This window comes from Isoptericola sp. NPDC056605 (assembly GCF_042792795.1).
Taxonomy (GTDB): Bacteria; Actinomycetota; Actinomycetes; order Actinomycetales; family Cellulomonadaceae; genus Isoptericola.
On record NZ_JBHTVT010000005.1, the window covers coordinates 77,438 to 96,658 of the forward strand.

Annotated in this window: 17 protein-coding genes; 14 read left to right on the plus strand and 3 right to left on the minus strand. The window is 74.6% G+C overall.

What is annotated here, in order from left to right:
* The first annotated feature begins 11 nt into the window (after nucleotides 1–11).
* The 8 genes from ACFQ8Y_RS07080 to ACFQ8Y_RS07115 all read left to right on the plus strand — a co-directional run bounded on the left by ACFQ8Y_RS07080 (nucleotide 12) and on the right by ACFQ8Y_RS07115 (nucleotide 10,605).
* Nucleotides 12–1,745 carry a BCCT family transporter gene (locus ACFQ8Y_RS07080; RefSeq protein ID WP_430585032.1) on the plus strand — a complete coding sequence of 578 codons (1,734 nt, stop codon included), beginning with the start codon at nucleotides 12–14 and terminating at the stop codon, nucleotides 1,743–1,745.
* A gap of 57 nt (nucleotides 1,746–1,802) precedes the next feature.
* Nucleotides 1,803–3,713: a translational GTPase TypA gene (gene typA / locus ACFQ8Y_RS07085; RefSeq protein ID WP_430549656.1), complete on the plus strand. Its 1,911-nt coding sequence runs from the start codon at nucleotides 1,803–1,805 to the stop codon at nucleotides 3,711–3,713.
* Nucleotides 3,714–3,724: 11 nt separating this feature from the next.
* Nucleotides 3,725–4,846, plus strand: coding sequence for a PIG-L family deacetylase (locus tag ACFQ8Y_RS07090; protein ID WP_430585033.1), 1,122 nt, complete (start codon nucleotides 3,725–3,727; stop codon nucleotides 4,844–4,846).
* Between the two features lie 10 nt (nucleotides 4,847–4,856).
* Nucleotides 4,857–5,273, plus strand: coding sequence for a DUF6113 family protein (locus ACFQ8Y_RS07095; protein ID WP_430585034.1), 417 nt, complete (start codon nucleotides 4,857–4,859; stop codon nucleotides 5,271–5,273).
* Between the two features lie 212 nt (nucleotides 5,274–5,485).
* Nucleotides 5,486–7,708, plus strand: coding sequence for a VanW family protein (locus ACFQ8Y_RS07100; protein ID WP_430585035.1), 2,223 nt, complete (start codon nucleotides 5,486–5,488; stop codon nucleotides 7,706–7,708).
* Entirely contained in the window at nucleotides 7,708–8,613 is a 906-nt protein-coding gene (locus ACFQ8Y_RS07105) for a hypothetical protein (RefSeq protein ID WP_430585036.1), read from the plus strand. Before ACFQ8Y_RS07100 ends, ACFQ8Y_RS07105 begins: the two co-directional genes overlap by 1 nt.
* A gap of 13 nt (nucleotides 8,614–8,626) precedes the next feature.
* Nucleotides 8,627–9,589 (plus strand): prephenate dehydratase, encoded by a 963-nt coding sequence (locus ACFQ8Y_RS07110; RefSeq protein WP_430585037.1) that lies wholly within the window; start codon nucleotides 8,627–8,629, stop codon nucleotides 9,587–9,589.
* Nucleotides 9,586–10,605, plus strand: coding sequence for a prephenate dehydrogenase (locus ACFQ8Y_RS07115; RefSeq protein ID WP_430585038.1), 1,020 nt, complete (start codon nucleotides 9,586–9,588; stop codon nucleotides 10,603–10,605). Before ACFQ8Y_RS07110 ends, ACFQ8Y_RS07115 begins: the two co-directional genes overlap by 4 nt.
* 19 nt (nucleotides 10,606–10,624) lie before the next feature.
* Here the strand turns inward: ACFQ8Y_RS07115 and ACFQ8Y_RS07120 are convergent, their stop codons facing one another.
* Complete coding sequence (locus tag ACFQ8Y_RS07120; RefSeq protein WP_430585039.1) at nucleotides 10,625–10,930, minus strand: hypothetical protein; 306 nt, start codon at nucleotides 10,928–10,930, stop codon at nucleotides 10,625–10,627.
* 139 nt (nucleotides 10,931–11,069) lie between these two features.
* On the opposite strand from ACFQ8Y_RS07120, the gene fdxA reads away from it, so the two are divergent.
* From fdxA to ACFQ8Y_RS07135, 3 genes are all read left to right on the plus strand, one after another.
* Nucleotides 11,070–11,387 (plus strand): ferredoxin, encoded by a 318-nt coding sequence (fdxA, locus tag ACFQ8Y_RS07125; RefSeq protein WP_429762524.1) that lies wholly within the window; start codon nucleotides 11,070–11,072, stop codon nucleotides 11,385–11,387.
* Nucleotides 11,387–12,538, plus strand: coding sequence for a succinyldiaminopimelate transaminase (gene dapC / locus ACFQ8Y_RS07130; protein ID WP_430585040.1), 1,152 nt, complete (start codon nucleotides 11,387–11,389; stop codon nucleotides 12,536–12,538). The genes fdxA and dapC overlap by 1 nt, the downstream gene beginning before the upstream one ends.
* 193 nt (nucleotides 12,539–12,731) lie before the next feature.
* Nucleotides 12,732–14,054: a citrate synthase gene (locus ACFQ8Y_RS07135; RefSeq protein ID WP_430549665.1), complete on the plus strand. Its 1,323-nt coding sequence runs from the start codon at nucleotides 12,732–12,734 to the stop codon at nucleotides 14,052–14,054.
* Nucleotides 14,055–14,109: 55 nt separating this feature from the next.
* Here ACFQ8Y_RS07135 and ACFQ8Y_RS07140 read toward each other — a convergent pair whose 3' ends face one another.
* A complete protein-coding gene (locus tag ACFQ8Y_RS07140) occupies nucleotides 14,110–15,027 on the minus strand; it encodes a hypothetical protein (RefSeq protein WP_430585041.1) in 918 nt (305 codons plus the stop codon).
* Nucleotide 15,028: 1 nt separating this feature from the next.
* Nucleotides 15,029–15,997, minus strand: coding sequence for a 2,3,4,5-tetrahydropyridine-2,6-dicarboxylate N-succinyltransferase (dapD, locus tag ACFQ8Y_RS07145; RefSeq protein WP_430585042.1), 969 nt, complete (start codon nucleotides 15,995–15,997; stop codon nucleotides 15,029–15,031).
* A gap of 31 nt (nucleotides 15,998–16,028) precedes the next feature.
* On the opposite strand from dapD, the gene dapE reads away from it, so the two are divergent.
* The 3 genes from dapE to folP are packed head-to-tail and all read left to right on the plus strand — an operon-like array spanning nucleotide 16,029 to nucleotide 19,092.
* Nucleotides 16,029–17,267: a succinyl-diaminopimelate desuccinylase gene (gene dapE / locus ACFQ8Y_RS07150; protein ID WP_430585113.1), complete on the plus strand. Its 1,239-nt coding sequence runs from the start codon at nucleotides 16,029–16,031 to the stop codon at nucleotides 17,265–17,267.
* Nucleotides 17,264–18,133, plus strand: coding sequence for a TIGR00730 family Rossman fold protein (locus ACFQ8Y_RS07155; RefSeq protein ID WP_430549668.1), 870 nt, complete (start codon nucleotides 17,264–17,266; stop codon nucleotides 18,131–18,133). Before dapE ends, ACFQ8Y_RS07155 begins: the two co-directional genes overlap by 4 nt.
* Entirely contained in the window at nucleotides 18,130–19,092 is a 963-nt protein-coding gene (gene folP / locus ACFQ8Y_RS07160; protein ID WP_430565027.1) for a dihydropteroate synthase, read from the plus strand. Before ACFQ8Y_RS07155 ends, folP begins: the two co-directional genes overlap by 4 nt.
* Nucleotides 19,093–19,221: the final 129 nt, after the last annotated feature.

Here is a 19,221-nt window from a genome sequence, read left to right on the forward strand (position 1 = left end):
GGGTGAAGGGCATGGCAGGGGCACCGACGTTGGCCCGCGGGGTCTTCTATCCGGCAGCAGGCATCATCTTGGTGTTCGTGCTGGTCGCGGTGCTCTTCACCGACGCCACGGACGCCGTGCTGAGCACCCTGCAGGGCGAGGTGATCGGCGCGTTCGGCTGGTACTACGTGCTCCTGGTGGCCGCGTTCGTCATCTTCGCGATCTGGATGGGCCTCAGCCGCTTCGGGGACATCGTGCTGGGCCCGGACGACGAGTCGCCGGACTTCAAGCTTCCCGTGTGGTTCTCCATGCTGTTCGCCACGGGGATGGGGATCGGGCTCGTCTACTACGGGGTGTCCGAGCCGCTGTCCCACTTCGTCAGCCCCAAGCCGGGCGTCACCGGCGACGACGCCACGCTCGCGCAGGCGGCGATCTCCCAGACCTACGTGCACTGGGGCTTCCACGCGTGGGCGATCTACGTGGTGGCCGGTCTCGCGCTGGCGTACGCGATCCACCGCAAGGGTCGGCCGGTGTCCATCCGCTGGGCGCTCGAGCCCCTCCTGGGCGACCGCGTGAAGGGCTGGGCGGGCAACGTCATCGACGTCGTGGCGATCATCGGCACGGTGTTCGGGGTCGCCACGTCCCTGGGCCTGGGCGTGCTGCAGGTGGCCCACGGGCTGGGGTACCTCGACGTGGTGGAGCCGAGCACCGCCCTCGAGATCGGCCTGATCGCGGTGATCACGGCGATCGCGGCGATGTCGGTCGCGTCGGGGCTGTCCAAGGGCATCAAGTGGCTGTCGAACGGGAACATGGTCCTCGCGGGCATCGTGCTGGCCGTCGTGCTGGTGCTGGGCCCCACGCTGTTCATCCTGCGCAGCTGGGTGCAGTCGTTCGGGTACTACTTCGCGAACGTCATCCAGATGACCTTCGACACGCTGGCGTTCCGGGGGGACGAGGGGCTGGCCTGGGAGTCGAGCTGGACGATCTTCTACTGGGGCTGGTGGATCTCCTGGGCGCCCTTCGTGGGTGTCTTCATCGCACGCATCTCGCGCGGACGCACCGTGCGCGAGTTCGTCCTCGGCACGCTCGCCGTCCCGATGGCCGTCGCGACGATCTGGTTCAGCGTCTTCGGGGGAGCGGGGCTCCACCAGGAGATGACGGAGCCCGGCAGCATGCTGGACCCCGCGACCGGCGGGGTGAACACCGATACCGCGATGTTCCAGCTCTTCGACACCCTGCCCGGGGCCGGGACGTGGCTCGCCGTCGCGGGCATCGTGCTGGTGGTGATCTTCTTCGTCACGTCGTCCGACTCCGGGTCGTTCGTCGTCGACATGCTCGCCCATGGCGGCAACCCCAACCCCCCGCTGTGGAGCCGCCTGTTCTGGGCGGGGCTGCAGGGGCTCGTCGCGATCGCCCTCCTGCTCGCCGGCGGGCTCCAGGCGCTGCAGACGGCGTCCATCCTCATCGCCCTGCCGTTCTCGCTGGTGCTCATCGGCATGGCGGTGTCGATCGTCAAGGAGCTCAGCGCGGAGCACCGGGAGATCGTGCGTGCCGAGCGGCGCGCCGCCCGTGCGGCCCTGACCGAGCACGTCACGGAACGGGTCGCCACCACGCTCGCGGGACGGTGGGAGAACGTGCTGCCCTCCGCGCCCGGCGCGCTGCGGCTGCGTGCGCCGCGCCGTCGGGACGTCAAGGGCCCGCCCGGCGCCGCGCCCGAGAAGCCGCCGGAGACGGGCGGGGACGAGCAGCCTGGACCGGGCGGGTAAGATAGCGGCGGCCCGATTGACGGGTCGCCTCCCCACCCCAGGAAATGAGACCCGTAGATGTCTGTGCGCTCCGACCTGCGCAACGTGGCGATCGTCGCCCACGTCGACCACGGCAAGACGACCCTCGTGGACGCCATGCTGCGCCAGGCAGGCGCCTTCTCCGCCCACCAGCACGTGGACGACCGCGTCATGGACTCCGGTGACCTGGAGCGCGAGAAGGGCATCACCATCCTCGCGAAGAACACCGCGGTCCGGTACGCCGGTCCGTCGGCGGCCGAGGCGGGCGAGCCCGGTGGCATCACGATCAACGTGATCGACACCCCGGGGCACGCCGACTTCGGCGGCGAGGTCGAGCGCGGCCTGTCGATGGTGGACGGCGTCGTGCTGCTGGTCGACGCGTCCGAGGGCCCGCTGCCCCAGACCCGTTTCGTGCTGCGCAAGGCGCTCGCCGCGAAGCTGCCCGTGATCGTCGTCGTGAACAAGGTCGACCGTCCCGACGCGCGCATCACCGAGGTCGTGGGGGAGACCACGGACCTGCTGCTCGGCCTCGCGAGCGACCTGTCCGACGAGGTCCCCGACCTCGACCTGGACGCCATCCTCGACGTGCCCGTCGTGTACGCGTCGGCCAAGGCCGGCCGCGCGTCGATCGACCAGCCCGCCGACGGCGCGCTGCCGGCGAACGAGGACCTCGAGCCGCTGTTCGGCACGATCCTCGAGAAGATCCCGGCGCCGACCTTCGAGGCGGACATGCCGCTCCAGGCGCACGTCACCAACCTCGACGCGTCGCCGTTCCTCGGCCGCCTCGCGCTGCTGCGCATCTTCAACGGCACCCTGCGCAAGGGCCAGACGGTCGCGTGGGCCCGCCACGACGGCACCCTGTCGAGCGTGCGGATCACCGAGCTGCTCGAGACGAAGGCGCTCGACCGCGTGCCCACCGAATCCGCCGGCCCCGGCGAGATCGTGGCCGTGGCGGGTATCGCCGACATCATGATCGGCGAGACCCTCACGGACGTCGACGACCCGCGCCCGCTGCCGCTCATCACGGTGGACGACCCGGCGATCTCGATGACCGTCGGCATCAACACCTCGCCGCTGGCCGGCAAGGGCGGCAAGGGCCACAAGGTCACCGCGCGCCAGGTCAAGGACCGCCTCGACTCCGAGCTCATCGGCAACGTGTCGCTCAAGGTGCTCCCCACCGAGCGCCCGGACGCGTGGGAGGTGCAGGGCCGCGGCGAGCTCGCCCTGGCGATCCTCGTCGAGCAGATGCGGCGCGAGGGCTTCGAGCTCACGGTCGGCAAGCCGCAGGTCGTCACGAAGCAGATCGACGGCAAGCGCCACGAGCCGATGGAGCGCATGACCATCGACGTGCCGGAGGAGTACCTCGGCGCCGTCACCCAGCTCCTCGCGCAGCGCAAGGGCCGCATGGAGACGATGAGCAACCACGGCACCGGCTGGGTGCGCATGGAGTTCATGGTCCCGGCGCGTGGCCTCATCGGCTTCCGCACGCAGTTCCTCACGGAGACGCGCGGCACCGGCATCGCCGCGTCGATCTCCGAGGGCTTCGAGCCGTGGCACGGCCCGATCGAGTCGCGCAACACCGGCTCCCTCGTGGCCGACCGGGCCGGCAAGGTGACGCCCTTCGCCATGATCAACCTGCAGGAGCGCGGCTCGTTCTTCGTCGACCCCACGCAGGAGGTCTACGAGGGCATGATCGTCGGCGAGAACTCCCGCAACGAGGACATGGACGTCAACATCACCAAGGAGAAGAAGCTGACGAACATGCGGTCCTCGACCGCCGACAACTTCGAGAACCTCATCCCGCCGCGCCACCTCACGCTCGAGGAGTCCCTCGAGTTCGCGCGCGAGGACGAGTGCGTCGAGGTGACGCCGGAGGTCGTGCGGATCCGCAAGGTCGAGCTCGACGCGACGGCGCGCGCCCGGGCGACGGCGCGGGCCAAGCGCGCCTGACCCTCCTCCGGGTGACCGGTCCCGCCGTGTCCGCCGCGCAGCCCGCCCCCGCCGTACCCGTGCGGGACGGCGGGCTGCTCGCGGTCCACGCGCACCCCGACGACGAGACGCTCGCGACCGGGGCGCTCCTCGCGTCGTGGGCCGCCGCGGGCCGGCCGGTCGCCGTGGTCACCTGCACGCGCGGCGAGCGCGGCGAGGTCATCGACACGCCGGCGCACCGCACGGGGCTGGCGCGCCTCGAGGGTGACGGCCCCGCCCTCGCCGCGCACCGGGAGACGGAGCTGGCCGCCGCCCTGGCCGCGCTGGGCGGCGCGTCGGGCGTCGTCGGGCACACGTTCCTCGACGCCGTCGACCTGTCCGACACCCGGCCCACCGGGGTGCGTCGGGCGTCCACCAAGCGGTTCGAGGACTCGGGCATGGCCTGGGTCGCGCCGGGCGTGGCCGGGCCGGCGGACGACGCGCCCGCGACGGCGTTCGCGCGCGTGCCGCTCGACGACGCCGCCGTGCGGCTGGCGGCGGTCGTGCGCGCCCGCCGCCCCGTCGTCGTCGCGACGTACGAGGAGCAGGGCGGCTACGGGCACCCGGACCACGTGCGCACGCACGACGTCGCGGTGCGGGCGCTCGCGCTCGCGGCCGACCCAGGAACCCCCGTGCCCGGCGAGCCGTGGGCCGCCGAGCTGTGGCGCGCGGTGACGCCGTCCGCCGCGCTGCGGGCGGGCCGCCGGGCGCTGGCCGCCGCCCCCGCGGCGCGGGACCTCGCCGCCCGCACCGGACTGACATTTCCGGACCCCGACGAACCCCTGCCCCCGCTCGCGCGCCACGACGCGGAGCTGCGCGACGCCGGGCCGCACGACGTCGCACAGGTCGACGTCGCCGCGGTGCTCGACCGTGTGCTCGCCGCGATGCGCGCCCACGCCACCCAGGTGCAGCACGTCACCCCGGCACCGGCGGCGGAGGGCCCCGGCGCCGGCCTGCTCGGCTGGTACGCCCTGAGCAACGACGTCCTCGCCCCGGTGCTGGCGCACGAGCTCTACCTCGTGTCTCCGCATCTGTCTCCGCATCTGTCTCCAGAGGCGTCGCGCGAGGTGCCCCGTGCTCCCGGCCGGACGTCGCGCCGCGCCGGTCGCCGGTAGGCTCGCGCCGATGACCACCCCCGAGCACGCGACGCCCACCTCGCCCCCCGCCCCGGCGGGCGCCGGCCGGTGGTGGCGGTCCGCCGCGCGCGCGGTCCTCGCCCTCGTGCTGGGCGCCGCCGTCGGGGTGCTCGGCACGGTCGCGCATCGCACCCAGTGGCACGACCTGCCCGTCGGCATCGTGCTGGCCCTCGCGATCACGCTGTCCACGGCGGTCCTGTGCCGCGCGTGGGCCGGGTGGGGCCCGCTGCTCGCGGCCGGCGCGGGCTGGGTCGTCGCGGTGCAGGTGCTCGCCGTCGCGGGCCCGGGTGGGGACGTTCTGGTGCCGGCGCAGCCCGTCGGTCTGGTGTGGACCTACGGAGGCCTCGCGATGTTCCTCGTGGCGGCCTTCCTGCCCGGGTCGTGGTTCTCCGACCGGCGAAGCTGACGCACGGTCCCCGTGACCGTCTGTGAGCGTCCGGTGCGCGCCGCCCGGCCGGGCGTGACGAACCTGTGCGAACCGGCGTCCGATTTGGCACTTTCACCCGGACTTGCACCGGGCCGGGCTGCGGCGCCCGAGTAGGATCCCCCAGGCGGGTCCGCCCCGCGTCACCTGTCCCCCCGGGGCGTCGCCCCGCACCCCACCCTGACGGAGCATGCATGGGTCACCCGACCGAGCGCGAGCCGGACCCCGCCGGGTCCGCACCCGCCGAGCCTGCGCGCCCCGAGTCCGAGCCTCAGGTCGAGCCTCAGGTCGAGCCCGGGGCTGGTGCGCCCACGGCGCCGGGCGGGTCCGAGCCGCCGCAGGCCCCGGGGCTGCCCGTCGCCGCGCCGGCTGCCGGGCCGACCTCCGAGGCGCCTGCTCCCGAGCCGCCGGACGCGGACGAGCCGGACACCCCGTACCAGCCGCGGGTGCGGCTGTACGAGCAGCGGGTCATCGCCACGGTGCCCGCGCCGTCGTCGGGACCGCCCACCCAGGCGCTGCCGGCGGTGGCGGCGTCCGCCCCGCCCGCCCCCCAGGGAGCGCCGTCCGGTGATCCCGCTGCCGCGGCCCTCGGCGGCGTCCCCGCCGGGCCGGCGACGCCGCCGCCGGCGGACCCCGGCTCACCGCTCGACGGCCTGGCCGGAGACGGCGCGCCGAGCCGCGCGCCGAAGGTCGCGCTGTGGGCCGGCGTCGGGCTCGTGGTCCTCGCGGGCCTCTACGCGGGCGCGCAGTGGGCCGTCGCGGGGACGGTGCCGAAGGGCACCAGCGTGGCCGGGGTCGAGATCGGCGGGATGGACGCCGGGCCCGCGGTCGCCGCGCTCGACGACGGCCTCGGCGAGCGTGCCGAGGAGCCGATCGACGTCCGGGCGGGCGAGGCGTCGAGCACCATCGACCCGGCCGCCGCCGGCCTGGCGTTCGACGCGCAGGCGACCGTCGACGGGCTCACGGGCTTCTCCCTCAGCCCCGCGCACCTGTGGGAGCACCTCGTCGGCGGCGACGCCGTACCGCCCGTCGTCGACGTCTCCCGACCCACCCTCACCGAGGCGGTCTCCGGCCTGGAGGAGTCCCTGAAGGTCGAGCCCGTGGACGGCACGGTCGGCTTCAAGGGCGCCAAGGCCACCGCCACGGACGCGGTCGAGGGGTCGAGCGTGCTGGTCGACGACGCCGTGGACGCCGTCGCGGACGCCTGGCTCGTCACGTCGGGCCCGGTCGACCTCCCGACCGAGGTCGTCGAGCCCGCGGTGACGCAGGCGGAGACGGACGCCGCCCTGGAGCAGGCGCAGCAGGTGGTGAGCGGCCCCGTCACGGTCGACGTCGGAGAGCAGTCCGCGGAGCTGGCGCCGAAGGCGCTCGCCGGCGCGACGTCGTTCAAGAACACCGACGGCGAGCTGAAGGCCCGGTTCGACGGCAAGAAGCTGGTCTCCGACGTCGTGGACGACACGGACGACCTGCTCACCGAGCCGGACGACGCGCACTTCGTGTTCTCCGGCGGCAAGCCGGTCGTCGAGGGCGGGGAGCAGGGCACGACGCTCGACCCGGACGACACCGCGTCCGCGGTCGGCAAGGCCGCCCTCTCGGACGACCGGACGACCCAGCTGAAGCTGGTCGAGCGGGAGCCGGAGCGCACCAAGGAGGCCCTCGAGGACATGGGGGTCGAGGAGGTCGTCTCGTCGTTCTCGACCCCGCTGACGAGCGAGCCGATCCGCACGCGCAACCTCGAGCGCGGTGCCCAGATCATCACCGGCACCCTCGTGGCGCCGGGCGAGACGTTCTCGCTGCTCGACACCCTGTCGCCCATCGACGAGTCGAACGGCTTCGTCGCGGCGGGCGTCGTGAGCAACGGCGTGCACACCGACGCCGTGGGCGGCGGGCTGTCCCAGATGGCCACGACCACGTACAACGCCGGGTTCCTCGCCGGCTACGACGACGCGGGCCACCAGCCGCACAGCTACTGGTTCAGCCGGTACCCGGCCGGGCGCGAGGCGACCATCTACGTGGGCGCCATCGACATGAAGTTCACCAACGACACCCCGTACGGCGCCGTCATGCAGTCGTGGGTCTCGGGCGGCGAGCTGCACGTGCAGATCTGGTCGACCAAGTACTACGAGGTGAAGAAGCAGGCGGGCGACAAGCGCAACGTGGTCCCGGCCACCGCGGTGCACAAGTCGGGCGCGGGCTGCGAGCCCTACCCGGGCGGCAACGACGGGTTCACGATCACGAACTACCGGCAGGTGTTCCACGACGGCAAGCAGGTCAAGGACGAGTCGAAGACCTGGACCTACAAGCCGGACAACCCCGTCGTGTGCGACCAGCCGAAGGCCGACCGCGACGACGACCGCCAGCCCAAGGACGACGGCAAGGACGACGCCGGCGACGACGGGAAGGCCAAGGAGGACTGATGCTCGGACGCTCGGAACGCGAGTCCCCGGCGCACGCCGCACAGGCGGCGCACGACGCGGGCTGGTCGGGGGTCGCCCCCGGGTCGGCGGTGGCCACGGCCGTGCCGGACGAGTCGATCGAGCTGCTGGACCTCGGCACGACGTCGGACACGCTGGCCACGGTGGCCACGATCGACGACCTGGCGGCGGTCGTGCACCTGGGGCACCCGGAGCAACCGTCGCCGGGGCTGGAGGAGGCGCTGCTCGCCGGTGAGCCGTCGCTCATCGTCACGGCGGCCGTCGCCGTGGCGCCGCAGTGGGTGTGGGTGGCCCCGGCAGGCGCGACGGGAGGCCAGGTGGTCATCGACGAGGCGGGGATGCGCGACTGCCAGGACCTGCTGCGCGGCATGGGCGTGAGCCCGCGGCTGGTGCCGACCCGCACGTCGGTGGACGAGCGGGTCGCGCTGGCGGGGCCCGCCGGGTCGCTCGTCGTGGAGCGGCCCCGGGTGCCCACGGGTTGGGTCGAGGTGCCCGGCAGCGAGCGGCTCGCCGGCCGGATGCCGGTCTGGTACGGGCTCCTGGAGGCGCGGGCGCAGTGGCCGCGGTTCGACGTCCCCGCCCAGGTGTGGCTCGCCGTCGGGCCGTCGGACGACCACCGGGGGTCCCTGCAGGACACGCTGGCCGTCCTGTCGGCGGCGGGCGTCGACCTCCAGCACCTGCGCAGCCACCCGTCGGCCCACGGGCCGCACGTCTTCTTCACGTCGTTCCGCTGCGCGAGCGTCGACGTGCTCGACGGGCTCGTCGCCGAGCTCGACGCTCGCGGCGTCGCCCACCGCACGCTGGCCGTGCTGCCGGGCGAGGGCTTCGTGCCCGGCCCCGTGCCGCTGGCGCCGCGGTGGGCCGCGGGCGCCCGGGCCGCGGAGTGAGGAGCGGCGGACGATGATCGCGTACCTCGGGCCGGAGGGCACGTTCACCCACGAGGCGGTCCGGCGCTGGGTCGGTGCACGGGCGGGTGGCGGCGACGCCGCGCAGCAGCCGCTGGCCACCGTCCGGGAGGTGCACGACGCCGTCGCGTCGGGCGCCGCGGACCGGGGGGTGGTGGCGATCGAGAGCTCCGTCGAGGGGTACGTCGTGCCGTCCCTGGACGCGCTGGTGGGCAGCCCCGACGTGGTCGCGGTGGACGAGGTCGTGCTGGACATCTCGTTCGACGCGTTCGTGCGACCCGGGCATGCCGACCCGTCGGGCCTGCGCGAGGCGACGGCGCACCCGCACGGCCTGGCGCAGTGCACGCGGTTCGTCGCGGAGCGGGGCCTGCTGCCCGTGCCGGCGTCGTCGAACGCGGCGGCGTGCCGCGACCTCGCCGATCACCAGGTCGCGTTCGGCCCCCGGCTGTGCGGCGAGCTCTACGGGCTGGAGACCCTCGCGACGGGGGTGGAGGACTTCGCCGGCGCGCGCACGCGGTTCGTCGTGCTGTGCCGCCGGGACGACGCGACGGCCGCCTGGGCGCCGGCCCGCGCGGCGGGGCACGGCTCCGCCTCCGAGGCCTGGCGGACCATGGTCGCCGTGACCCCGGTGGTCACCGGACCGGGCGTGCTGGCGCGCGTCACGGCGGAGTTCGCGGAGCGCGGCGTGAACATGTCGAGCCTGGTGGAGCGGCCGCTGAAGGTGCGCGAGCGCCAGTACGTCTTCGTCGTGACGCTCGACGGCGCCCCCTGGGAACCGCAGGTCCGCGACCTCTTCGCCGCCCTGCTCGGCGCGGGTGACTCGCTCAAGGTGCTCGGCGCGTTCCCCGTGGCGCCCGGCGGACCGGGGCTCGACGGCGTGCTGCCCGACCACGTGCCGACGGGCAGCGTGCTGGGCGCGGACGACGACGCCACGGTCGCGAGGGGCCTGCTGTGGTGACCGGCGAGGGAGCCGGCCGGATCGGGGTCGTCGGCCTCGGTCTGGTCGGCGGGTCGCTCGCGCGGCTGCTCGCCGCGCGCGGCGCGGACGTCGTCGCGACCGACGTCGACGCCGGCACGCGCGCCGACGCGCGCGCCGTCGGGCTGCGCGTCGCCGACGACCTGGCGGGCCTGTGCGCCGCGGACCCGGAGGTCGTCGTGCTCGCCGTCCCGCTGCGCGCCGTGCGCGCCACGGCCGCGGAGCTCGCGCCGCTGCTCGCCGGCGGCGACGCGACCGTGACCGACGTGGGCTCGGTCAAGGGTCCGGTGCGTGCGGCGGTCGTCGCCGCGGGGCTGGGCGACCGGTACGTCGGGGCCCACCCGATGGCCGGCACCGAGCACAGCGGCTTCGGCGCGTCCGACGCCGCCCTGCTCGACGCGGCGCCCTGGGCCGTGACCGTGGCCGATCCGGGGGCCGCCGCGCCCGACGAGCCCCGGCGCCTCGCGCAGGTGCTGCGCCTGGTGACGGGCCCGCTGGCCGGCACCGCCGCGGTGGTCACCGACGACCGGCACGACGAGGCGGCCGCGCTGGTGAGCCATGTGCCGCACGTGCTGGCCACCCAGCTCCTCAACGCCGTGGCGGGCGCGCCCGTGCGCGACCTCGCGCTGGGCCTCGCCGCCGGCAGCTTCCGCGACGGCACCCGGGTGGCGCTCACCGACCCGGCCCGCACGGAGGCGATGGTCACGGAGAACGCCGCGTGGGTGGCGCCCGCGCTGCGCAAGGTGGTGCGCGACCTCGAGGTCGTGATCGGCGCGCTGGAGACCAACGGCGCCCTGCACGAGGTCTTCCACGCCGCCGACGACGTCCGTGAGCTCCGCGCGGGGGGCCGTCCCCGCCCGGCCGGGCCGGAGGAGGGGCTGCCGGTCGGCGACGGGTGGACGGCCGGCGTGGTCGACGCCCTGGTGGCGCGCTGCACGGCGGGTGCCGTCGTCGTGGGGGTCGACGACGGCACGGTCCGGGTGCGCGCGCCGCGCTGAGCGGCGCCGGGCCGTGGTCTCAGGCTTCGGCGGGCCGCCCGCGCCGCGGCCGTCGCGGCGGGACCGGCTTCACGGCCTCGACGTCGGCGGCGGCGACGGCGACCTCCGGCAGGCCGGGGGAGCGGTCGGGCCGCACGCGCAGGCCGGCGGGCCCGGCCGCCGTGAGAATCCCCACGACGTCCGCCCACCGGGCCCCGCTCTCGGCGGCCTCCGCGGGCGTCAGCCGGCGCCGCACGACGACGCGGGTCCCCGCGGGCAGCTCGCGCCACGCGGGCAGCGGCTCGGGGGACGGGACAGCAGGTGGGACGGCTGACGGCGAAGGCACCACGTCAGCGATACTAGAGTTGGCTGCGCGGGCGCTGCGCCCGCGCCCGGTCAGCACCGGAGAAGCACCAACGACGAATCATCGAGACCCGCAGCCCGCCCGCCGGACCGCGCCCTCGTCACCTGGAAGGTAGCCCGCAGTGACCTACGTGATCGCTCAGCCGTGCGTCGACGTCAAGGACAAGGCGTGCATCGAGGAGTGTCCCGTGGACTGCATCTACGAGGGCTCGCGCTCCCTGTACATCCACCCGGACGAGTGCGTGGACTGCGGCGCCTGCGAGCCGGTGTGCCCGGTGGAGGCCATCTACTACGAGGACGACGTCCCCGAGCAGTGGAAGGACTACTACCGGGCCAACGTCGAGTTCTTCGACGACCTCGGCTCTCCGGGCGGCGCCGCGAAGATGGGGCTCATCGAGAAGGACGACCCCATGATCGCCGGCCTGCCGCCCCAGGCCTGATGGGGTTCGCCGACCTCGGCGGACTGCCCTACCCCTGGGACACGCTCGACGACGTGCGGGCGACCGCCCGTGCCCACCCCGGCGGCGTCGTGGACCTGTCGATCGGCACGCCCGTCGACCCGACGCCGCAGGTCGTCCGTGACGCGCTCGCCGCGGCGTCGGACGCCCACGGCTACCCGCTGACGCACGGCACGCCCGCGCTCCGGGAGGCCGTGACGGGCTGGTTCGCGCGCCGCCGCGGCGTGCCGGGGCTCGATCCGGCGGCCGTGCTGCCCACGGTCGGCTCCAAGGAGCTCGTCGGCCTGCTGCCCTCGCTGCTGCACCTGGGCCCGGGCGACGTCGTCGTGCACCCGGCGGTCGCGTACCCGACCTACGACGTCGGGGCGCGGCTGGCGGGAGCGACGCCGCTGGCCACGGACGACGTCGACGTCTGGGCGGGGCGCCGCGACGTGCGCCTGGTGTGGGTGAACTCGCCCGGCAACCCGACCGGCGTGGTCGCCGACGTCGTGCACCTGCGCCGCGTCGTCGAGGCGGCGCGGGAGATCGGCGCCGTCGTCGTGGGCGACGAGTGCTACGCCGAGCTGCCGTGGGCCGACGCCTGGGTCGGCGACGACGGCGTCTCGCGGGTGCCGAGCCTGCTCGACCACCGCGTGACCGGGGGCAGCCCCGAGGGGCTGCTCGTCGCCTACTCGCTGTCGAAGCAGTCCAACGTGGCCGGGTACCGCGCCGCGTTCGTGGCCGGCGACCCCGCCCTGGTGTCCGGCCTCCTGGCCACCCGCAAGCACCTCGGCATGATCGTGCCCGCACCGGTCCAGGCGGCGATGACCGCCGCGCTCGGCGACGATGCGCACGTCGCGGCCCAGCGCGAGGTCTACCGCCGACGCCGCGACGTGCTGCTCGGCGCGCTCGGGGCGGCGGGCTTCGTCGTGGACGGCTCGGAGGCGGGTCTCTACCTGTGGGCCCGCCCGGCCGAGGGGACGCCGCTCGCAGCTGCCACGTCGCGCGACCTCGCGGCGTGGTTCGCCGACCGGGGCATCCTGGTCGGGCCGGGGGAGTTCTACGGCGACGCGGGGCGACGGCACGTCCGCGTCGCGCTCACGGCGCCGGACGGCTCCGTGGCCGAGGCTGTGGCGCGCATCACAGATCTGTGACCCGGTGGATGGCTGCGGCTGGGTGAGGGATTGGAACACCTTGGTGTTGGGGGGTAGGTTCGACCGCAGGCCGAGGTAGCCCTGGAGGATGCCACGGCCGGCGTGCCCCGGGCCGCCCCCGTCCCTGAGTCACGAGTCACGCGCCCACCGGTCCCGTCGTCGGGAGTCGGCAGGCCCGTCACGGAAGGAAGACATGACGTCCACCACGCCTGCCGCAGGCACCACGGGCGACTCCGCCTCGGTCGAGCTCGTCGTCGACGGTACCGCTCGACAGCTGCCCGTCGTCCCTGCCACGGAGGGCAACGACGGCATCGTCGTGTCGTCCCTGCTGAAGGACACCGGGCTCGTCACGGTCGACCCCGGGTTCACGAACACCGCGTCGTGCCAGTCGGAGATCACGTACATCGACGGCGACCAGGGCATCCTGCGCTACCGCGGGTACCCCATCGAGCAGCTCGCCGACTCGTCCACCTTCCTCGAGGTGGCCTACCTGCTGATCCACGGCGCGCTGCCCTCGCCGGCCGAGCTGTCGGCGTTCGAGGAGCGGGTCAACCGGCACACCCTGGTGCCCGAGGGGTTCCGTGCCTTCCTGTCGTCGTTCCCGCGCGGCGGCCACCCGATGTCGATCCTGGCGTCGGCGGTCAACGCGCTCGCGACGTACTACCCCGAGTCGCTGGACCCGCACGACCCGGAGGCGGTCGAGCTCGCCACCGTGCTGATCCTCGCCAAGATCCGCACCATCACCTCGTACCTGCACCGCGCCACGCGCGACGAGCCGCTGATGTACCCGGACTACGCCCGCGGCTACGTCGACGACTTCCTGCGCATGACGTTCTCGCGGCCCTACGAGCAGTGGGAGTCCGACCCGGTGCTCGTGTCCGCCATGGACAAGCTCCTCATCCTGCACGCGGACCACGAGCAGAACTGCTCCACGTCCACCGTGCGCATCGTCGGCTCGTCGAACGCGACGCTGTACGCGTCGGTCGCCGCCGGGATCAACGCGCTGTCCGGCCCGTCGCACGGCGGCGCCAACGAGGCCGTCCTCACGATGCTCGAGAGCATCCGCAGCGGCGACGACTCCGTCGAGACCTTTATGAAGAAGGTCAAGAACAAGGAGGCCGGCGTCCGGCTCATGGGCTTCGGCCACCGCGTCTACAAGAGCTACGACCCGCGCGCCGCGATCGTGAAGAAGCACGCGGACGCCGTGCTCGGCCAGCTCGGCGCCAAGGACGAGCTCCTCGACATCGCCCGGGGGCTCGAGGAGATCGCGCTGTCCGACGACTACTTCGTCCAGCGCAAGCTCTACCCGAACGTCGACTTCTACACCGGGCTGATCTACAAGGCCATGGGCTTCTCCCCGGCCATGTTCACGCCGCTGTTCGCGCTGGGCCGCATGCCCGGCTGGATCGCCCAGTGGCGCGAGATGATGAACGACCCGCAGACCAAGATCGGCCGTCCGCGGCAGGTCTACACCGGTCCCACCGAGCGCGACTACGTGCCGCTCGAGCAGCGCTGAGGCTCCGCGCCCCAGCACCGCACCGCCGCCGGCCGTCGGCCCGCGACCAGGACGATCACGACAGGACGATCGTCACCTGGCCGTCGGGCCGGCGGCCGGCGTCGTCGTCCACGACGGACCACTCGCCGTCCTCGCGGGTCCATGCCCGTGCGCCGGCCCGCACCTCTTGCGCCCCGGAGACGGCGGCCGTCGCGACCGCCCAGTGGGCGACGGCCCAGGTGGCGAGCTCGCCGTCGAGCGGAACGGCGGCGGCGTCCACGACGACGGCGTTCACGTCTTCGTCGGACGTGTCGGCCCGCAGCGCGTCGGCGGGCAGCCCGAGGTCGCGCGCCGCCCGCTCGGCGAGCACCTCCCGGGCGGCGGCGCCGGACGGGGCGTCGTCCTCCTCGGTGGGCGGCAGGTCGCACGTGATCGCCCCGGGGGAGTGGCCGGTGAGCGCGGACGCCCAGGCCCGTGACCGGGTCTCGTGCTGCGCGTACGCCTCGGGGAACGCGGAGCGCTGCACCGCCTGGGCGGCGACGGTGACCTCCAGGTCCTCGTAGCCGTCGACCTCGACCAGGCCGTCGTAGAACCTCCCCGTCGAGTAGACCGGGTCCATGATCTCGTCGACGGTGCCCCACCCCTGCGAGGGGCGCTGCTGGAAGAGGCCCACCGAGTCGCGGTCGCCGTAGTCGATGTTGACCAGCCGGGACTCCTGGAGCGCCGTCGCGAGCCCGATCGTGGCCGCCCGGCCGGGCAGCCCGCGCTGCACGGACGTGCCCACGATCAGGGCGGCGTTGTCGGCCTGGACCGGCGTGAGGTACCAGGACGTGCCGTCCAGCTCGGCCGCGCACCGCTGCACCGAGGGCGCGTCGACCCGGTTGAGGATCCACACGACGCCGGCGGTCGCGCCGGCGCCGACGACGAGGACCGCGGCGAGGGCCGCCCCGGTCGCCCGTCGCCGGCCCCTCCGCCGGCCCGGCCTCCCGGACACCTCAGTTGGCGTGCAGCGCGGCGTTGAGCTCGATGCCCACGCCGCCCCGCTCCAGGACCTCGACCGCGCCGGTGCGCGAGTTGCGGCGGAACAGGAGGTTGTCGCGGCCGGCGAGGTCGCGGGCCTTGACCACCAGGGGGTCGCCGTCGGCGCCCATCTCGCCGAGCACGGTGACCTTGGTGCCCGCGGTGAGGTAGAGGCCGGCCTCGACGACGCAGTCGTCGCCGAGCGGGATGCCGAGGCCCGCGTTCGCGCCGAGCAGCGACCGCTCGCCCACGCGGATGACCTCCTTGCCGCCGCCGGAGAGGGTGCCCATGATCGACGCGCCGCCGCCGACGTCGGACCCGTCGCCCACGACGACCCCGGCAGAGATGCGGCCCTCGACCATGGAGGCGCCGAGCGTGCCGGCGTTGAAGTTCACGAAGCCCTCGTGCATCACCGTGGTGCCCGCCGCGAGGTGTGCGCCGAGGCGCACGCGGTCGGCGTCGGCGACCCGCACGCCCGCGGGCACGACGTAGTCGACCATGCGGGGGAACTTGTCGATCCCGTACACCGTGACGGCGCGGCCGGTGTCGGCGCGCAGGCGCAGGCGGGTGGCCTCGAAGCCCTCGACGGCGCACGGGCCGTGCGACGTCCACACCACGTTGGTCAGGACGCCGAAGAGGCCGTCCAGGTTGAGGCCGTGGGGCTGGACCAGCCGGTGGGAGAGCAGGTGCAGGCGCAGGTACGCGTCCCGGGCGTCCTGCGGTGCGGCGTCGAGGTCGATCACGGTGCGCACGACGACGACGTCCACGCGCCGCGCGTCGTCCCGCTCGGTGAGGGCGTCGAGCTCGGCCGGGATGTCGACGTCGGTCTCCGGCGGCGCACCCAGCACGGGCGCGGGGTACCAGACGTCGAGGGTCGTGCCGTCGTCGGCGACCGTGGCGAGACCGAGGCCCCAGGCGGGGCGGGAGGTGGCAGGCGTCGTCATGCGGACCAGCGTAGTCGGGGTGTCTGCCACGATGGTGCGCGTGACCACGGACCGCACAGCCCCTTCTCCCGACCCCCACCTGGACCTTCACCTCGCCTCCCGGCTCGACGCGCTGCTGGACACCCTGCTGGACCCGGCGACGGTGGCCTCGTCGGACCTCGTGGACCTGCTGGCCGCGATCTGCGACGTCCCGTCGGTCTCGGGGGACGAGGCAGCGCTCGCGGACGCCGTCGAGCGGGTGCTGCGCGCCCAGCCGCACCTCGACGTGCTGCGCGACGGCGACGCCCTGGTCGCCCGGACCCGCCTGGGCCGTCCGCGGCGCGTGGTGCTCGCCGGACACCTGGACACGGTGCCGCTGACCGACCCGCCGAACCTCCCGACGCGCCTCGAGACGGCGGCGGACGGCACCGTGGAGCTGTGGGGCCGCGGCACCGTGGACATGAAGGGCGGCGTGGCGATCATGCTCGCGCTCGCCGTCGAGCTGGGTCGGCCGGGGCGCGAGCCCGCCCACGACCTCACGTACGTCTTCTACGACCACGAGGAGGTCGAGGCATCGCTCAGCGGGCTGGGCCGGCTGGTGCGCCACCACCCGGAGGCGCTCGCGGGGGATGTCGCGATCCTGGGCGAGTCGAGCAACAACGGCATCGAGGGCGGCTGCAACGGGACGCTCCGCGTCGAGGTCCGCACCCACGGGGTCGCCGCGCACTCGGCGCGCGCCTGGGCGGGCGTGAACGCGATCCACGCGGCGGCGCCGGTGCTCGACCGCCTGGCGGCCTACGAGGCGCGCGAGGTCGAGGTGGACGGCCTGGTGTACCGCGAGAGCCTGGGCGCCGTCGGCATCCGGGGCGGCATCGCGGGCAACGTGGTGCCGGACGCCTGCACCGTCACGGTGAACTACCGCTTCGCGCCGTCGCAGGGCGTGGCCGAGGCGGAGGCGCACGTGCGCGAGCTCTTCGAGGGCTTCGAGGTGGTCGTCACGGACGCCGCGCCCGGAGCCCGCCCCGGCCTGGACGACCCGCTGGTGGCGGACTTCGCCGCGGCGGTGCGGGCCGCGACCGGCACCGCGCCGACGCCGAAGTACGGCTGGACCGACGTCGCGCGGTTCGCCGAGCTCGGCGTCCCCGCCGTGAACTTCGGCCCGGGGGACCCGGTCCTGGCGCACAAGGACGACGAGCGCCTTCCCGTGGCCCGGCTCGCGGTGGGTCGTGACGCCCTGCGCGGCTGGCTGCTCGGCGCGCCCGCGGGTGGCGTGGATAGTCTCGAGGCATGACGCGAGCGACGACCTCCCCCACCGGCCACGGACCCGAGCGCGGCGACGACGGGGTGCCCGAGAAGGGCCGGGGCTACCGCAAGGGGCCGGTGCTCCTGCGGGGCAAGGAGATCCCGGCCCAGACCACCGACCAGCGGCTCCTCTCCGGCGGCGGCGACTCCGACTGGGTGCACTCCGACCCCTGGCGCGTGATGCGGATCCAGTCGGAGTTCGTCGAGGGCTTCGGCGCCCTCGCCGAGGTGGGGCCCGCCGTGTCGGTGTTCGGGTCCGCCCGGACGTCCCCCGACCACCCCGACCACGCCCTCGCCGTCGAGGTCGGGCGGCTGCTCGCCGAGGCCGGCTACGCGGTGATGACCGGCGGCGGCCCGGGGATCATGGCGGCGGCCAACGAGGGCGCGCACCACGCGGGCGGCACGTCCATCGGGCTCGGGATCGAGCTGCCCTTCGAGCAGGGCATGAACGAGCACGTGAACCTCGGCGTGAACTTCCGCTACTTCTTCGCCCGCAAGACGATGTTCGTCAAGTACGCCCAGGGCTTCATCGTGCTGCCGGGCGGCTTCGGCACCTTCGACGAGCTGTTCGAGGCCCTCACCCTCGTGCAGACCCACAAGGTGACCGAGTTCCCGATCGTCCTGGTCGGCTCCGACTACTGGGGCGGGCTGCTGGAGTGGTTGCGCACCGCCGTCGCGGACCGCGGCATGATCGGCCGCGCCGACCTCGACCTGCTGCACCTCACCGACTCGCCGTCCGAGGCGGTGCAGTACGTCATCGAGCGGGGGCGTGCCCTGGCGGCCTCGGAGCGCGAGGCGCTGGACGACCTCGTCGAGGACCAGGAGGCGGCGGGCGACGCGGCCGACGCCTCGTGACGGCCGCCGGCCCGTGCCCGTCCGGCGTGCCGGCGGCGGGGACGTCGCTGGTGCTGCGGGGGCGCGAGGTCGGCCGCGGCCCCGACGGGGTGCTGCGGCCCGTGGTGATGGCGATCGTCAACCGCACCACGGACTCCTTCTACGCCCCGGCCCGCCGGCCCGACGACGGCGCCGCGCTCGACGCGGCGCACCAGGCGTGGGCGGACGGCGCGCAGATCCTCGACGTCGGCGGGGTGCGTGCCGGCGTCGGGCCGGAGGTCGACGAGGCGGAGGAGATCGGCCGCGTGGCGCCGTTCGTCGCGCGGCTGCGCGAGGAGCTGCCCGACCTGCTCGTGTCGGTCGACACCTGGCGCTCCGGCGTCGCCCGCGAGGTCGTGGCGGCCGGGGCGGACCTCGTCAACGACACCTGGGCGGGTCACGACCCCGCGCTCGTCGAGGTGGCCGGCGAGGCGGGGGTCGGGGTCGTGTGCTCGCACACGGGCGGGGCGGTGCCGCGCACCGACCCGTACCGGGTCGAGTACCCGCCCGGCACCGGTGCCGGGCGGGGCGCGGACCCGCGCGACGGCGTCCTGGACGACGTCGTCGCGACGCTGCGCGCGGCCGCCGCGCGGGCGGTCGCCTGCGGCGTCCCGCCGCGGTCGGTGCTCGTGGACCCCACGCACGACTTCGGCAAGAACACCTGGCAGTCGCTGCACCTCCTGCGCCGCACCGCCGCGCTAGCGGGGCTCGGGTACCCGCTCCTCATGGCGCTGAGCCGCAAGGACTTCGTCGGGGAGACGCTGGGGCTGGCCCCGGACGAGCGGCTCGAGGGCACCCTCGCCGCCACCGCGCTCGCCGCCTGGGAGGGCGCCACCGTCTTCCGTGCCCACGACGTCGTCGCCACCCGGCGGGTGCTCGACCTGGTCGCGGTCGTCCGCGACGAGGCCCCGCCGCACGCGGCGGCGCGCGGCCTCGGCTGACGCGCCCTGACCTGGCAGGGTCTCGCCGGGTCTCGCCTGTCGACCTCTGACGTCCGGGGTGTGGAAGTCAGGGGTGGGTTCTGACCTAGAATGGTGGGGCGCGCCTCGTCTCGCCCCCGCCGACCGGCG

What these genes read in the sequence shown, in the direction of transcription:
- dapE (WP_430585113.1), top strand. Translation starts at nt 16,029, where the DNA reads ATGGTGCGCGTGACCACGGACCGCACAGCCCCTTCTCCCGACCCCCAC.
- ACFQ8Y_RS07105 (WP_430585036.1), top strand. Translation starts at nt 7,708, where the DNA reads ATGCTCGGACGCTCGGAACGCGAGTCCCCGGCGCACGCCGCACAGGCG.
- ACFQ8Y_RS07080 (WP_430585032.1), top strand. Translation starts at nt 12, where the DNA reads ATGGCAGGGGCACCGACGTTGGCCCGCGGGGTCTTCTATCCGGCAGCA.
- ACFQ8Y_RS07100 (WP_430585035.1), top strand. Translation starts at nt 5,486, where the DNA reads ATGGGTCACCCGACCGAGCGCGAGCCGGACCCCGCCGGGTCCGCACCC.
- dapC (WP_430585040.1), top strand. Translation starts at nt 11,387, where the DNA reads ATGGGGTTCGCCGACCTCGGCGGACTGCCCTACCCCTGGGACACGCTC.
- typA (WP_430549656.1), top strand. Translation starts at nt 1,803, where the DNA reads ATGTCTGTGCGCTCCGACCTGCGCAACGTGGCGATCGTCGCCCACGTC.
- ACFQ8Y_RS07155 (WP_430549668.1), top strand. Translation starts at nt 17,264, where the DNA reads ATGACGCGAGCGACGACCTCCCCCACCGGCCACGGACCCGAGCGCGGC.
- ACFQ8Y_RS07135 (WP_430549665.1), top strand. Translation starts at nt 12,732, where the DNA reads ATGACGTCCACCACGCCTGCCGCAGGCACCACGGGCGACTCCGCCTCG.
- ACFQ8Y_RS07110 (WP_430585037.1), top strand. Translation starts at nt 8,627, where the DNA reads ATGATCGCGTACCTCGGGCCGGAGGGCACGTTCACCCACGAGGCGGTC.
- ACFQ8Y_RS07095 (WP_430585034.1), top strand. Translation starts at nt 4,857, where the DNA reads ATGACCACCCCCGAGCACGCGACGCCCACCTCGCCCCCCGCCCCGGCG.
- dapD (WP_430585042.1), bottom strand. Translation starts at nt 15,997, where the DNA reads ATGACGACGCCTGCCACCTCCCGCCCCGCCTGGGGCCTCGGTCTCGCC.